Raw genomic sequence first — 16,297 nt, 5'->3', positions numbered from 1 at the left:
CGAGTGGGTTTGAAATTCTTCTTATAAATAAGTATAATTGAAGTATGATTATAGCGAAATCTAGCAATAAGTCATTGGAGTTTCCTGAATTGATATTGGGGTCTGCTTGGTATCCTGAGCAATGGTCTAAGGCGGTCTGGGAGCAAGACATGAGAGAAATGGTCGAACTTGGCTTTAATACAGTCAGGCTCGCAGAGTTTGCTTGGGCTAAACTGGAGCCAGAGGAGGGCTATTATCAATTTAAATGGCTGGCGGATGCATTGGATTTGTTGCACCAAAACGGTATTGGAGCAATTCTTTGCACGCCGACTGCAACTCCGCCGATCTGGTTGCTGAATAAATATCCTGAGATCGGATTTGTGGATGAAGACGACTATCAGCACAGGCATGGTGGTAGACAGCATGCGTGCTATAGCAACATCGACTTTCGCCGGTACTCTCGAAAAATCACCGAAGAAATCGCGATGGAGTTTGGTAAGCACCCAGCGCTGGTTGCTTGGCAAATTGACAACGAGTTGGGGTCGCATCAACAGCGCTGTTTTAATGAGGCGACCATAAAGCGTTGGGCTCAGTGGCTCGAGCAGCGCTTCGGAACGATTGATAATCTGAACGAGGCCTGGAAGACGGTCGTGTGGAGTCAAACCTACAGTGATTTCAGCGAAGTTCCCCCTCCGTATAAATTGCCATGCTACTCACATAATTTATCTCTGAAGTTAAACTACCGCCGTTTTATGACGGATGTGCTTGTCGAATTCCAGAGAGAGCAGATCGACATTATTAGGCAGCATAGTGATGCGCCAATTACTCATAACAGTACCTCGCACCACGATGAATGGCGCATGAGCCTTCATTTGGATTTTGCTTCTGTTGATGTTTACCCGTATGAAAATGCGCGGGAAGGGATACAGTATCGGTATGACTTAATGAGAAAGCTGAATCCAGCTGGTCGCTTTGTTACGATGGAAACATCGATTGAAGGAATCGTGGATGATGAGCTTTATCGGCAAGGATGGACGGGGTGTCATGCATTCATTAATTACTGTATGGGCTCTGGTGGGTTTAGTTTTTGGCCTTGGAGGCAGCAGGCTGGAGGTGCGGAGATTTTTCATCAAGCCATACTTCATGCATCTGGCCGTCGATCGAGTGGCTGGGAAAATGCGAAGGAAGCTGCTGAGTGTAGGAAATTACTGAGTCCACTGTTAAAAGACTTTTATCCTAAGAAGGCTGATGTTGCTCTTGTAGTATCTGATTACAATGCACGTTTCTGCTTTCTGGATCGTGCGGGAGGCATTGAACATAACTTTGATTACAGCAAGCGTATCCTTGAATGGTATTCCACGCTTCATGAATTGAGCGTTTGGCGAGATGTCATTTTTGATGAAGCTGAAATTGAAGACTATCGGCTCATCTTTTCTCCATACCTGCCATACGTCAGGCCTGAGCTACTTGATCGTCTTTGTGCGTTAGTAGAGGAGGGGAGCACCTGGGTGGTAGGCCCATACACTGGATTTTTGACAGAGGATAATGCGATTCCTGAGCAGGCGATCTTAGGTAATCTTGAACAACGAATTGGATTTAAAACGGAAACTCTGGTCATGCCAGGCGGACTTGATGTCGAGATTAATGGTCGGGCTGCGACGACTAGTCAATTTGCAGCTGTTTTTGATCCTTGTGAGGAAGATGAGGTCATCGGAACTTATACAACTGAGCGTTTCAAAGGAAAGGCATGGGGCTTGCGCAGAAAGTTCGGGAAAGGAACGATATATATTCTTGGAAGCCACATTGATGAGGTATCAAGACGTCATTTCTGGAAGGATTTGCTTCATCGAGAAGGTGTAGAGGTGAATGGTAATTGCGATGGTCTAATTGAGATCCCCATGGTGAACCACGATCATAGCAAAAGTGCACTGGGTATCTGTAACTGGACCTACGAAGAGGTGGACATCGAGATTCCTGATAAACAGCTTCTGGCTGCATCAAGTCGGACTAAATTGGTGGGAAGTAAACTTCACATGCCCTCACAAACTTGGGCTTTTCTTCAAGAATGAATGTGGCGCTAGGAATGACTGCCACAGATCGATAAAAATACTATAATTTATGAAAATCGAACGAATTTCTAATACGTATAAGCGACATCCGTCATGGGCAAATATGTCTGCTGATCATCCTGCTGAACGGGCGTCATGGATATGGGCAAGCGCCGAGGGCGAACAACGATGGTCCGTCATTCGCTTCAGGCTAGATATTGTTCTTAATGAAGATGCGGCTTTCCCCTTCCACATTTCTGCTGATCAGCGGTTTCAATTATATGTAAACAAGGAGTTGGTGGCGCTTGGGCCTGATCGCTCGGATGTGAACCATTGGTCAATCGCTAGTTACATGGCTGAATTGCCAGCCGGAGATTACTGTTTTGAGGTCATCGCGTGGTGGCTTCCAGAGAATTTGGCCCCAATGGCTCAAATGACTCATCGACCGGGGTTCATTTTTGCTGGCGAGGGAATGTGGACGGGTCGTCTTAATACTGGTGAAGCACCATGGCTGGCCTGCGATCTATCGCCCGCGATTGATTGTCAAGAACAGTCCGTCCCCGGCTACCACGCTGTTGGCCCTGAATTCCACTTCAATATGGAGTTAATTCATGACGGGCATCGAGCGGTACCAACGGAGGTTGTTCGCCGTGGATTGGAGCCGGAACGATTTGGAACGAGAGCCCCAGGCTGGAGATTACATCCTACAATTATGCCCGAGCAGAATGTCGAGCTATGGTTCGGCGGGCGGGTGCGTGCTGTCCGTGATGCTTTCCTGGGCACTTCCATTTCAGCGGCTGAAGCTGAAGGCAAAACTTCTCTAGTGCAAAGCTGGGATTCACTCCTGCAAAATCAAAATGGCTTAAAGCTTGATTCCGGTAGTTGTCATGAAGTGATTATCGATTTCGAGCAATACCTCTGTGGCTATCCTTACCTTGAAGTTGAAGGAGGAAGCGGAGCCAGTATCCGCGTGGATTGGGCCGAAAGTTTGTTTGAAGAAACCGACTCTAGCAATGTCACTTTATCGACAACGAAAGGCCATCGTGGCACCGTTATCGATAAATGTTTTGTGGGGCTAGGTGATGCGTGGATAATCTGCGGACAACGAAATGTACTGCCTGCTTTGTGGTGGCGTTCTGGACGCTATCTTCGCATTCGTATTCAGGCGGCCGATGAGCCTATACACGTTAACCGAATAGGAATTCGCACGACTGGCTATCCTTTCAATAATGAGGCTAGTTTTGATTGCGATTACAAGGAATTCTTGGAGTCATGGCCAATCCAGGTTGCAGGCATCCAGCAATGCGCCCATGAGCAATGGGTCGATTGCCCATACTATGAGCAGCTCTCCTATGTTGGCGACAATATCTGTGAGCTCGCTTTCTACTGTCTGACTCGCGATGATCTTATTACGAAAAGGTGCTTAGAGCTGTTTGACTGGTCGCGTCAGGATGGGGGCTTAGTTGCTGAGCGTTACCCATCTGCCTATCGGCAGGACTCTTTTACCTATGCGCTATTGTACCCGAGATTATTACGCGAACAAGCTTACTGGCGTGATGACGCCGATTTCATTAGTGAGCGGATTCCTGGCCTAAGGGCGTTAATGGAGGAGTGCCTATATTGGAGAAATAGCAACGGGCTAATTGGAAAAGTTCCGGGCTGGTCATTCATCGACTGGGTTGAAAGTTGGGATGAAGGTTGCGGGCCAGGAGTAAGGGACGGTGATTCCTCGCTGGTTAATCTACACCTTCTCTTCGCATTGAAAGATTACGCCGACATAGAAAATGGTTATGGAGAAGAATTTTTTGCCAATCGTGCACTCAGTCTTCTAGAGGAAATTGGCCAGAATCTTAAGGAACGTTATTGGTGTTCCGAAATGTCGCTTATGGCCGACGATAGTGCTAAAGAAAGCTTCAGTGAGCATGCACAAGCGTGGTCGATTCTTTCTGGAATACTTACTGAGAAAGAGCAACAAAGCTGCCTCGAGGCATGGCTTAAGCAGCAGGATCAATTGGCACCCATGTCGATTTACTTCTCCTATTATGCTTTGGATGCATTTTATAAGATGCGAGCGGATGATGCATTCTATGAGAGGCTAAGTTTCTGGGAGGAATTGCCGCGACTTGGATTTACGGCTACCCCAGAGCGTCCTGAGCCCTCGCGTTCAGACTGTCATGGCTGGGGAGCGCATCCGATCTATCACGCGTTTTCGAGTATAGCGGGGATAAGGCCGGTTTCAGCTGGATTCAATCGTGTTCATATCTCACCAATGCCTGGAGCGCTCTCGTTTATCAATATACGCATGCCACACCCCAAAGGCATGATCCATCTTGAATGGAAGCGGACTGAAAACCGTGAAGAATATAATATAAAATTACCGACAGGAGTAGCAGGCATCTGGGAGAGAAATAATCAGCGTCAGGAATTTACTGATTCGCTTTCAGGGAGCTGTGAGCTTTCAGGTGCCGTTACGGTTTCCTGAACAATGAATCAGATGGACAAGCTCGTAATTCAACCAAACCAATATGAATCATATGGACAATAATACCACAGTCAAAATCGGACTATTCGGCATTGGTCTTGATACTTATTGGGATCAATTTGATGGGCTTAAAGCAAGGCTTGAGGACTACCAAGAACAAGTTCGTTCAAAACTCGCGTCGTTTCAGTGTGAGGTTGTCGATGCTGGATTGGTTGACAGTGTTGAGCTAGCGCAGGTTACCGGAGAACGATTCCATGCTGAAAACGTGGATGTTCTGTTTCTTTTCGTCACGACTTACGCACTGTCATCAACCGTTTTGCCAGTGGCTCAGAAGGTTGGAGTCCCCGTGGTAATACTCAATCTTCAGCCTGTCGCGCAGCTGGATTATGATGCTTTCAATGCCATGGCTGATCGCGGTGAAATGACGGGTGTTTGGCTGGAGCATTGCCAAGCCTGTAGTGTGCCTGAAATCGCATGCGTCTTTAACAGAGCTGGTATCGATTATCATCTGGTTAGTGGTTATCTAGATGAGGATGAAGCATGGGATGAGATTCATGATTGGGTCGATGCCAGCCGTGTTCGTAAAACGATGCAGAACAATCGGCTCGGTGTACTAGGGCATTACTATTGCGGCATGCTTGATGTCTATAGTGATATGACGCAGCAGTCAGCGGTTTTTGGAACGCACTTCGAGATATTGGAAATGTGTGAACTCCATGCTCTCAGGGAGAAAGTGGTTACTGAGGATGTCACAAATGAAATCGATCGCTTTTATCGTGAATTCGACGTCTCTCCTAACTGTAGTCAAAATGAGTTAGTGCGTGCAGCAAAAACCTCCGTCGCTCTGCAACGTTTGGTGCAGTCGCATCGACTTGGTTCAATGGCCTACTATTATGAAGGGCAACCCGGCAACGCTTACGAGAACATTGTGACCTCGATGATACCAGGCAATACACTGCTAACTGGCGAAGGAGTTCCCGTAGCTGGAGAGTATGAGATCAAGAATGCACTTTGCATGAAAATTCTGGATACTCTTGGCATTGGCGGTTCCTTTTCAGAGCTTTACCTCTGCGATTTCAAAGATGACGTTATATATCTCGGGCATGATGGCCCCGCTCATCTTGCCATCGCCGAAAGCCGTGTGGGACTTGTTCCGCTTCCTGTTTATCACGGAAAGCCGGGCAATGGGCTGTCTATTCAAATGACTGTTAAGCATGGGCCAGTTACGCTTCTTTCGATTGTTCAACGCCGCGACGGTACACTGTTTTTTCTGATCGCGGAAGGGGAATCAGTTCACGGACCTGTCCTCAAGATCGGGAATACGAACAGTCGCTACAGTTTCCCAATAGGTGCCAAATCCTTCCTAAATGATTGGTCGAAAGCGGGCCCGGCTCACCATTGTGCCATTGGACTGGGCCATGTCTCGTCGAAACTCGAGAAACTTGCCGAATTGCTTAAGATCGATGCCATGAAAATTTGCTAGTTCGCTCAGGTCTTTGAGAGGTATTCGCTCCTCATTGAAAGCTTAGCTTCACGATGAGGGAAAATTTCTAAGTCCCCCCTCAACTGACTACTATTGAAAACATACCGCATGGTTAAATTTGTTTATCGTTATGAAACAATCAAAATCTAAAATCAGATCGGACTTACAACCAGCGACATGCCTTTGGCAAATTTATCAGCCTGATGAGGCGAAATATCGCTTTGCTGCAAAGGATCGTACATCGGCCAAGAAATGGACGAATCAAACCAGACAGGCACTTTCGCGCCAGATCGGCTTGAACCTTATTCCATCGGCTGATCCTAACGCATCTTTAGTCGAGGAGGTCGATAAAGGAGACTACATACGCCAGAAGTTATTGATTCGCACAGGTCCGAATTGTCTCATGCTAGTGTATCTTCTTTTGCCAAAAAAAAACGTACGGCCATTGCCTGTGGTCATGGCTTTTCACGGCCATGGATATGGTGTAAAGGACATCGTTGGCCTCTGGGAGGACGGGAAAGAAAGAAATACTCCAGATGGATATCATAAAGATTTTGCAGTGGACCTTTGCCGAGCAGGTTTTGCGGTCGCTGCGCCTGAGATCTCGTGTTTTGGAGAACGCGAGACGGACTTTTCTTACCTCAATGAAATCCCTGGCCAACCAGTTCCCAGCACTTGTATGCACTCGGCTCTATTGGCCTTTCATATGGGTTTATCGGTGATCGGTATGCGTGTTCATGATGGAATGCGACTAGTCGATTATTTGGAAACTCGGAAAGATTTGGATGTTAGCCGTTTGGGAGCGATGGGGATCTCCGGGGGTGGAATGCACACGTTTTTTTCCGCGTGTTTAGATACTCGTATTAAGGCGTCAGTTGTTAGTGGATACTACTCGACCTTTAGGGACAGCATTTTTGCAATGGCGCATTGCCCATGCAATGTAGTTCCGGGGTTGGCGAAGTTTGGGGAAATGTATGACCTAGTCGGTTTGATCGCCCCGCGACCGATGTTGATTGAAGCAGGTAGCTATGACCCGATTTTTCCGATCCGCTCAGTTCGAGCAAGTGTTGCCAGAGCCAGATCGGTCTATGATGTGTTCAATGCAAAAGACCAAATCCTGACTGATTACTTTGAAGGGCGGCACCAAATAAGTGGTAGAAAGGCCTACGCATTTTTGAAGCGCGAATTAGTAGCGTCATAGTAATCTGCGTGATGCGGTTAAGTCCTACTCTTGATTGGCTAGGCAGGCGTGCCTACTCATTGCAGTTGGCGAATATCTGGGCTCTCTGAGACTGTTGTTGGTCCAGAGTAAGAGCGCCCATCGAATTCAAGCGTTGTTCCAAGTGGCACATGAATAGTGATTTTGTCCGAGCTGATTTCAACTTGTATATCGCCAAATGGAGTCGGGACTGAAGCACAGGCCCATTCAAGGTCGTAGAGATTTGGTTCGACTGTAAAGCGCTTCCAGCCATCTGCTAGTGGACGAATGCCCATGACTGTGGCTGGCAGTATGGAAGCTGGGCCAGAACTCCACGCATGGCATAGGCTTTTGGCAAAGGGGCGTTCATAGAAGCTATAGATATCCTGATCTTCCTCCGCACTATTGTATGACTCCCAGAAAGTTGTCGCACCATGCTTCAACATGCCGCCCCAGTAGTATCTGATCTGAGAAATGGCGCTGTCTGAAGCTCCTAGACCGCTCAGTGCCATGCATTCGAATCCCTTCATGTACGGCGTGCCAACATCCGGGATACTCGTATCTAGTAGTGCCTTTTTAATCGATGATGCCTCATCGATCGTGGTCAGTCCAGAAATGACGGCCAGCAAGTTCGCGTGCCGCGATATATCTGAATTTTTCTGAGGATGAGCGCGCCATGCACTTGCTTTAGCATCCCATGCTTTGGAATATAGAACACCCTTCAGGGACGCGGCCTGCTTACGCCATTTAGATGCTAGAGATGATTCGTTCATGCGTTCAGCGAGGGCAGACCCACTGATCTGAGCCCACCACCAGAGAATCTGAAGCGCGGTCATTTTTTCCGCGTCAACCCAGTCGATAAATAGCCAAGCTCCAGGCTCAAGGGTGATAAGGCCTTCACTGTCACATCGATTATTAAGTAACTCTAGGCAGTTTTTTATCCGTGTCCATTCTCGGACGAGATGCTCATTATCGTCGAAATATAGCTGATAGAAATCTTCTGAAATAATCCACCAAAGTGAATAGTCGACGATTCCATTTATATCAGTGTCAGAGATGCCGGCACGTCCCAGAACAGTCAGGCTACGACGAATAATGTCAGCATCTGCAAAGCTATAAGAATTAGCCATTATGCTCATTGCCATGTCACCAGTCCAAGGTAGGCGATCACGTTTGATTCCATCAATCAGGAAGTCGTGCATGCACAACCGAAGAGTATAGGCGCTGTTCATCCAGATGCGAGTCAAGGTCTCATCAGAGCAGGCAAACGCACCAGCATATCGCGCAGGGTGAAACTGAGCAGTGCACCGTACATCTTTCGCTTCCCCTCCCGCTATGCGAACATACCGAAATGCCAGGGGATGTTTACTGGTCCATTGGCCATCGCATGTTTCTAGCAATTCGGTCGATTGCTCAAAGTCGGCGAGATTATTGTTCAACGCCTCTGCTGTGGATTCACCGACGAAAAGAACCGGTTTTTTGCAGCACGAAAAAACAACGTGACCGAGTAGTTCTCGCCCAAAATCAACCATTCCATTTTTTTCGGAAATAGGTGTCACATCTATGGTTGGTAGCTCTATTTTATGTGGTGCTATACCGGATTTTGTTTGAGAAAAAAAACGGGGTTTTGACCAAGTATTGCCATCAGAACTCCACTGCCAATCTGTGGGTTTATCCATTTCATTGCCTGTTTCTAATAGAAGGCAGGGTGGCTCATTGTTGTGTGTCCGAAGCTCAATCGATAGTTGGTGTTTTTGTGAAAATGCGACTTCTGGTATCTTGATCGTATGGGCAGTGTCAGTTCCATTTGCTCTGTGGATTACCTGTTCGTTAATTCTCACAATTATGTCGCCGACAGCGCGAAGCGTTAAGGTCTTTTTTTGCTGATTCGCTGGCTGGAATTCACAGCGAAAAATTACATGGCTAGCGGGCGTATGAAATGTCCCCGGATAGCTTACGATCAACTTCGCTGCTGAGACTTTTTTGCGTAACGCGGAAAGGCGCCAGCACTCAAGTTCTGCTTCGCCATATAGCCAGATTACTCTTGTTCCGTCAGCAAGATCAGGCTGTGGGTAAAGTTCCGCTGAAGAGTAAGCTGGGTCAATCTGCGCGAAAGACGATCTTTCATGAGCAGTCGATCGACGAGATTCTTCAATTGCTAGACCTTGAGTAGAGGGAGTCGACATCAGACGTTTTCTCTTTGATTAATCATTGGAGTTATTTCGCCGGGATTTCGATCAGCGTTAGCCATTCGATGCGGCCAGCTGGCATTTTGATTTCCAGCATTTGACGGTCAGTGATTACCAAGGTTACGGTTTCGGTTGGAGACCCATAGTCTCCAGGCTCTAGCGGTATACGAATTTCCGCACGTGATGATCCGGTGACTATTAGCTCGTCGCCCTCTCGGAAATTTTTCCCTTTGAATTGCAAGCGATAGGTTCCTGGTCTTGGCTTGACCATGAATATAGATGGTTGATCGAACCTTACGTAATCCTTTTCCAAGGGAGACCATAGCCATGTCGCAAATTCGTTTCTCCCATTGCTTTCGGGGGAGAACCCATAACGCTTCTCAGGGTCGTAAACATCTTCCGCAAGCACAGGAATGAACTGGCGAATTTTACCGACTTTCTTGGTGCCGATGTATTCAGTGGAACCAAAGTCAAAGAGTGCGGCTGACGCATTCGAATCGAAGACACTCCGTTTCTTACGAGCAACCTCCTGTTGGTTGGCTTTCTTTAGCAGCGATTCGATTGGCTGCATGTTCCCAATCTCGCTGATGTAAACAGGGAACATACTTAGAGGAAAATTCTTCGTGACTTCCATTTCGGTTTCTCCACCGAAAGCGTTAGTTACTAGGCAATGGCCAAGATCTAAGCCGAGAGTGCCTGAATCATTTGGAGCCCACGCTGTGAGCACATCGCCACCAGTCCGTTTCCAGTAATACATCCATACATTCGGATTCCCGGAGTCTAGTCGGGGAACGCGAGTTTCAGTTATGCCTTCAAACTGACGTATCTGTGTTGCTACGGTGAAATAAGAGGGGCGAATGGAGGCGTTGTCTCTTATGAGGCCAGCTCCAGCGTGCTGTGCTGGGACTGATCCAGTTTCTCGGTAAATGAATACTTTTTCAACTCCATTGGCGAACGCGAGCATGTTGCCACGTGGAAGTTTAGCCGCTTGGTGACGCTCCGTTAGTCCCATCGGCCCGCCAACATCATTGCCTAATTCAGTGATCCAAATTGGCATGCTGGGTTTTAGTTCGTCTCGCCAGTCTGCTAAGTCAGCGAGGTCTTTGACAAGTGTTTGGACTTCTTCAGGCTTAGCCCCATCTCGGTAGGCATTGGGATCTTCAGTGCTGGTTTCTGGCTCGTTTTTCCCAGAGTAGAAATGGGTGCTCATCACGTCGGTAAAGTCCAACGGTGTTTTGCCATCGGGGTATTGAAAGGTTCTCATCGTGTCTACCCATTCCATGGAGGATCCGGCCCAGCCTCCATTGGTTACGAGGGCATTCGGGTCAGCTTTCTTGGCGGCTTCTGCACCATTTCGAAAAAGCAGGTAGTACTCGCTCAGAGTGCCTACAAAAAATCCCCAGCCCGGGTCGGACAAATTCGGCTCATTCCACAGTTCGTAGGTGTTGACCATGTTCAGGGCACTCAGCTTGTCATCGGTCATGAGTTGATCGGCGGGCACGCTATTTGATCCATAGCGAGCCGCGGCCTGGAATATAGCTTTACCATAGTCGTCTAGATTTTTTGGAGGGTAGCCGCCGGAATTTCTTTTCACACCTGCAGGTGCGGAGCTTGCCCAATCGGGTGTGATGAAAATATAAGGCAGGATCGACATACCCGCCTCATTATATGCGGCGTAATATTCGTCAAAAGGGACATTCCATGGGGCAACGGAACCGTCGAAGCCAAATGTATCTGGTGCGGGATTGTAGAACGCCCACTTCATGTTTTCAAAGCGTACCCAGCCGAATCCTGCCCGTGTTAAAAGGGGGAGGTTGGTTAGGCCACTGACATTGATGCCGAAGCGGGATTCTGGCCTGATTTCCACGACACTTGCAGGCATGACAAAGTAGTCGGCAAGGGTCATCTCCTTTACGCTGCCCGCCTCTGCTATCATGCCAAAGACATAGGCATCTGGATTGAGAGGGGGAGTGGCTTTAAATGGAATCAGGCTAAAGTTCTTTGGCTCAACTTGGATAGTGATTGTTTCAGAAGTGATTTCCTTTCCGAAGGACGGAATGACAATGGCCTCATCATCAACTCCATCGTAGATAGTTAGCTGGGAGAGAGTGCGGAAATACTCCAGTAGACTGTTACCATCATTATGATAACGCAGGCGAATGAAGCGTGCCGGAAAGGGCTTGTCCGGCAGAACACTTTGCTCGCCCCACTTTTTGTGAAGATCAAGATTCTGTAGGCTTTCGACTTGCGAATAGGAATTTCCGTCGATGGATGCTGCGACATCTATTTTGTTTACCCAGTTAGAATCTCCGGCAATCCAAGCCAGTTTCGTGATTTCCCGAGTTTGTCCAAGGTCCACGAACTGAAAGATCTCGTTTTGCCCGCTTTTAGGGATGTTTGGATGAATGCTGGTCGGGCCTGTATTGTCCTCGTTGTCGGTTAGCGTGTTGTTGTCAATGTGTTCTCCGTTGATCTCCAGCCAGCTTGGTTGCCCTAGAGCATGGTCGCTGCCATGGATAGAGTCTGGAACCGTGAAACGCTTGTAAGTGGGATTCGTTTGGAGGCTGCTGCTGATTTTGAATTCCAGCGTATCCTCTGTGAAGTTGTGGATAGCGACTTGTCCCTGAAAAGGAGTTCCCGGTTCGCCCCAAGGAGGGGAAATGGATTGGATGCTGTAGGCCGTGGCCGTTGATTCAAATGTGCCTGAAGCAATCAGCGCATCGACACCAAAGTAGCTGGGGCCTGTCCGTTCTGTGAACCAGACTATGTGTACATTTCTAAGCGGAAAATCTGCTCTTCCTGTTTTGTCACCTTGATTGTAGGACTGTGAGAAGGTGTCGTCGAGAAGGTTGAATTCGAGCCATCGCCAGCCCTCCCAATCAGCAGCGACAAGCGCGGTCAGGGATTCATCCTCAGAATCGGAGATTTGGATGCCGACCTTACCGACATTGGATTCTGGAGCGAGATACACCCACATGCCGAGCATCTGAATCTCTCCGGGAGGATTGTCTATGATGCTAAAATCACCTTTTGCTCCAGCGATCTGGGCAACGCCTGAAAATTTAAGAACTTCTGCGCCGACTTTGGGTTCGAGGCCGAGGTAGGACTCGACATTCGTGGAACTTAGCTGCCATTTCGCCTGATAGCTTACTGCTCCGCGATCAAGGGAGGAAAGAAGTAGGCGTTGGGTACCGGCTGGTGCTGCGGCAATTCGAGAGTCTGGCGGGACTACGGGCTCGGTTTGGGCAAAAGATTGGCAGGCAATTGAGAGCACCAGGGCAGCTGATCCGACACCTTTCAGGGTGTTACATGAATAACAAGGAAGTGACATGAGTGTATGTGTGGGGGGTGAGGGGCTTAAATTTTTTCTAAAGAACTTGCATTCCAATAGTGATAATACAACGATAAATTTATCACCACAAAGAAATCCCTATTCATGAAAATTGTTCCTTACTCCTCTCATAATTCTTATTCTCGCTGGCTTGGTGGGCTTTACCTTCTTGTTGCGGCATTATGCTTCACGCCTGCACATGCTCAAAGCCGTGGAGGGGTCCGAAAAGTCTTAGAGGATTTTTCGGGCAGTGTGTGGCAACCTTCACGCTACAGTGCGGCGTCAGGCACTATTACGCAGGTTGATGACCGGGCCACTGATGTCTCTACGGGTGCCAGCATGGATGTCCGGATTCAGTTTAGCGGCCAAGGTAGCTTTGAGCACTTCACCGTGGAGCCAACAAAGGCTCTATATATCCCCGGTGATGTACAAAAAATTTCAATGCGGGTGAAGCGATTCGATAATCGAATTGGTCTCAAGGTAAATTTCATCGATGGCTGGGGGCGAGCGAAAGTTGACGGTAAAGAACTCGATTGGTCACCAAATCTAAATGACAATGCTGAGTGGCAGAAGGTTACATTTGATGTCCCCAAAGATTGGGTGCGGCCGATCGGAATATCTGGAATCTCTACGCATAATTACGTTTTTCAGTCCGAAAAGACTGAGGCACGATACTTGTTGGGCCGAATGGAAGTTGAAACTGATATTTCGGACGTAAATCCCGCAACGGGTGCTCTGAGGAGTTGGACACCTGAGCCAAAGCCAGCAGATGCGGCTAATGCGCTAAAGGAAGCTCCCAGCATTCCTTTGCTGCAGGCGAATCTCTCCACGGCGAAGCAGGCAAACATATTTGCTGGGGAATCCGTGGCATGCACGTTACAGGTGATCAATTGGAATGCTGGGACACTTAAGGGGAAGGCTAGTTTTCGGGTGATTGATCAGGACGGGCGCGTCGTTCAAATTTGGGAGGAGGCGCTAAGCGTTGAATCAATTCTGGCGCGGACGTATCCGGTGAAAGCTGACAAATATGGAATTTACCACGTCGAAACTCGCATAAAGTGGAGCGATAATTCGACGACAGAAAAAACGCTCACCTTGGCTAATGTGCCCTTGTTGCCTGAGCCAACCGAAGCTCAGAAGCTGACGTCGCCCTACGGACTTAATTACCATGGAGGAGGTGATCGACTCTTTGAGAGTTTCAAAAAGGCCGGCTTTTACTGGTACCGGGATTATGCCTTTCAGTTGGATTGGATGAGGCGGTCCAAAGGCGCTGATCGCAGCTACAGGGGTTGGCCGAACTTCCCGGAAATCTTGGCGGACTATGATCGTCTCGGATTGATCTGCATGCCCGTTTTATTCGCAGTGAGGCCCCCTCTTATGGAAGAAGGTAAAGTGGTTCGTATGGGTCCAAGTCGTCAATGGATTATGGACATTGCGGATATCATTGTCAGCTTTCCGAAAATTCGATTCTGGGAACTCGCGAATGAATATGACTTAGAGCACCCTGACGAAGAGCGCGCTTTGGGATGGGAAAATTACAATCTTTACCACAAAAAATTTGGTGAGTTGGTTTCTCTGTTGGGAGACGGTCAATTGACCGCAGTCGAGCAGGGAAGGGCGGGCATCTATCCCGTATTTATTGAGGATGCAGTAAGGGGCGGATATTTCGATGAAATTGGCGTCGTAAACTCGCATCATTACACTGGGACCGACGCTCCGGAGATCAATGTTGATAATTACAACAGTGGCGAGTGGCTTATTGAGGGCCGCAGGACTGGCTCGTATTTTGACGCATTGCGCATGGCAAAACGTGCGGCAAATGTTGACGGAATAAAGCGTGAGCATTGGTTGACTGAATTTGGGTGGGATACCCTTGCCGGCCCAGTGGTGACCCCTGCACAACAAGCCGCATTTCTCCAGCGTGGCTTCCTTCTCGCCTTTGCAGCAGACGCTGATAAAGCATTTTGGTTTTATAATTTTGACGTGGATCCAGTGACAGCTTCGCGCATCTTTGACGGCTGTGGGCTGATCACTCATTTGCATGAGCCGAAGTTATCCTTTGCCGCGATGGCTGGGCTTTCGTCTGTTTTGCCCCGCCCGGTCTATATCGGGAGCATCAATGTCGGCCCGAATACGGGAGGCTATGTATTTGAGAACGATGGAGAGCTTGTTGCAGGTTTATGGGTGATTGAGGGTGATGAAGGGCCAGTGGTCAATTTTCAGGCGGAGAGCCTTTTCGACTACCTTGGCAATGAGCTTGATGGATTGTCTGCGAGATTGGGGATGTTTCCGGTTTATGCGACGGGATTCAAAAAAAGCGATCCCCTCTATGCGCAAACCGCCTACAGTATTGAATCCAATCGTATGATCGTCACTTCGCCAGGCGACACGACTGAGGTGGACATTCGGGTTACCAACAATCGGAAAGAGTCTTTTAGTGGCTCGGTATCCATTGTCTTCCCACAAGGCTGGACGAAAGTATTAAATACGGCGGACTATATGGTGAAGCCTGGCGAGTCGCGTGATTTGAAGATGAATTTCACAGTCCCTCTCAATCAGGTGACTGGTGTTCTGCAGGCACGTGTGGAATGCACGGAGGGTGGTAAACTCGTGAAGTCGATGCCACTAGTCATCAAGGTTAGAAACCCTTATCGGATGGAGGTCTCGGCTTTAGAAGGTCGGCCGGGCCGCACCACGATTGAGGTCGGAATAGAGAATCGGTCCGTGCAAATGCAAGAGGGAGTGATCAGTGTAAAGCTTCCTGAGGCATGGCAATCCCACACGGGTGATCTAACAGTGTCTGCTTTAAAGCCGGGTGAACGCCGAGTTCTGGAAATCGATCTGACATGGACAGCGGATTGGAAGAATGATGAGAGCGCGATGGTGATTTTCCAGTCTCCCAAGGGAGCCTCCCTGCAGGCACCGATTATCCCGAATCGCTTCCCGCTCAAGAAGGCACGGAACTTGGAGTTGGACAGTGATCTCGGTGATTGGCCAGCGGAAGCAAAGCTGCCGGATTGGATGCTTGGATCCACGCGGATAAGCGCAGATGCCCAGCTCTGGCTGGCTTGGGCACCCGAAGGACTGTACGGTGCCGTGGCGGTAACAAATTCTCAAGCAGTGTCGAAGTATCCTCGATTATTTTGGGATGGGGATGCCTTGGAACTTTTCATTTCCACGCTCCCATCTAAGAAAAACAGTGCCTTTGAAAAGGGAGATCATCAGTTCTGGTTCGTTCCGAATTTTGAGGAAAATCGCGTTTATGTCGGACAGTGGAAAGTGAATGACGAAATTGAGAAAACAATTTTTGATATTCCTGGGATAAAAAGTTCTGCTCGGCAGACCGCCGATGGCTACATCATGGAATTTCTCCTCCCTTCCTCAGTGTTTCAATACTTCTCGCCGAGTGCTAATGCTGAATTTGGCGTGAATGCTAATCTTCTGGTTAAGGGCTTTGATGCTCCTCGCGAGGTGTATTGGCCGAGGAAAAAGGATACGACTGTCAGCCCTCAGCCGCTCAATTGGGGCAGAATGAAATTAACGGACTAGTTTTGAGTCCTCTTGGGGGGGGGGGCTACCCTCCAAGA

Annotated in this window: 7 protein-coding genes; 5 read left to right on the top strand and 2 right to left on the bottom strand. The window is 48.5% G+C overall.

What is annotated here, in order from left to right:
• The first annotated feature begins 44 nt into the window (after positions 1-44).
• The 4 genes from IE065_RS11520 to IE065_RS11505 all read left to right on the top strand — a co-directional run bounded on the left by IE065_RS11520 (position 45) and on the right by IE065_RS11505 (position 7,193).
• A complete protein-coding gene (locus IE065_RS11520; protein ID WP_189515173.1) occupies positions 45-2,048 on the top strand; it encodes a beta-galactosidase in 2,004 nt (667 codons plus the stop codon).
• A 49-nt stretch (positions 2,049-2,097) separates the two neighbouring features.
• Positions 2,098-4,509, top strand: coding sequence for an alpha-L-rhamnosidase C-terminal domain-containing protein (locus IE065_RS11515; RefSeq protein WP_189515171.1), 2,412 nt, complete (start codon positions 2,098-2,100; stop codon positions 4,507-4,509).
• Between the two features lie 52 nt (positions 4,510-4,561).
• Complete coding sequence (locus IE065_RS11510; protein WP_189515170.1) at positions 4,562-5,992, top strand: L-fucose/L-arabinose isomerase family protein; 1,431 nt, start codon at positions 4,562-4,564, stop codon at positions 5,990-5,992.
• Between the two features lie 130 nt (positions 5,993-6,122).
• Entirely contained in the window at positions 6,123-7,193 is a 1,071-nt protein-coding gene (locus IE065_RS11505) for an alpha/beta hydrolase family protein (RefSeq protein ID WP_189515168.1), read from the top strand.
• Positions 7,194-7,249: 56 nt separating this feature from the next.
• On the opposite strand, the gene IE065_RS11500 is transcribed toward IE065_RS11505, so the two are convergent.
• Both IE065_RS11500 and IE065_RS11495 read right to left on the bottom strand, forming a co-directional pair.
• Entirely contained in the window at positions 7,250-9,376 is a 2,127-nt protein-coding gene (locus IE065_RS11500) for an alpha-L-rhamnosidase-related protein (protein ID WP_194500032.1), read from the bottom strand.
• A 31-nt stretch (positions 9,377-9,407) separates the two neighbouring features.
• Complete coding sequence (locus tag IE065_RS11495; protein WP_189515164.1) at positions 9,408-12,710, bottom strand: GH39 family glycosyl hydrolase; 3,303 nt, start codon at positions 12,708-12,710, stop codon at positions 9,408-9,410.
• Positions 12,711-12,815: 105 nt separating this feature from the next.
• Here IE065_RS11495 and IE065_RS11490 point away from each other — a divergent pair, with 105 nt between their 5' ends.
• Positions 12,816-16,259 (top strand): NEW3 domain-containing protein, encoded by a 3,444-nt coding sequence (locus tag IE065_RS11490; RefSeq protein WP_189515162.1) that lies wholly within the window; start codon positions 12,816-12,818, stop codon positions 16,257-16,259.
• The last annotated feature ends 38 nt before the right edge of the window (positions 16,260-16,297 follow it).

It is taken from the genome of Cerasicoccus arenae (assembly GCF_014651635.1).
Classification (GTDB): Bacteria; Verrucomicrobiota; Verrucomicrobiia; order Opitutales; family Cerasicoccaceae; genus Cerasicoccus; species Cerasicoccus arenae.
Note: the sequence above shows the minus strand (reverse complement) of the source record. Positions and strands in the feature narration are given on the sequence as shown.

Excerpts from the sequence above, each read along its gene's own strand:
- IE065_RS11520 (WP_189515173.1), top strand. The coding sequence starts at position 45 with ATGATTATAGCGAAATCTAGCAATAAGTCATTGGAGTTTCCTGAATTG.
- IE065_RS11510 (WP_189515170.1), top strand. The coding sequence starts at position 4,562 with ATGGACAATAATACCACAGTCAAAATCGGACTATTCGGCATTGGTCTT.
- IE065_RS11505 (WP_189515168.1), top strand. The coding sequence starts at position 6,123 with ATGAAACAATCAAAATCTAAAATCAGATCGGACTTACAACCAGCGACA.
- IE065_RS11495 (WP_189515164.1), bottom strand. The coding sequence starts at position 12,710 with ATGTCACTTCCTTGTTATTCATGTAACACCCTGAAAGGTGTCGGATCA.
- IE065_RS11490 (WP_189515162.1), top strand. The coding sequence starts at position 12,816 with ATGAAAATTGTTCCTTACTCCTCTCATAATTCTTATTCTCGCTGGCTT.
- IE065_RS11500 (WP_194500032.1), bottom strand. The coding sequence starts at position 9,376 with ATGTCGACTCCCTCTACTCAAGGTCTAGCAATTGAAGAATCTCGTCGA.
- IE065_RS11515 (WP_189515171.1), top strand. The coding sequence starts at position 2,098 with ATGAAAATCGAACGAATTTCTAATACGTATAAGCGACATCCGTCATGG.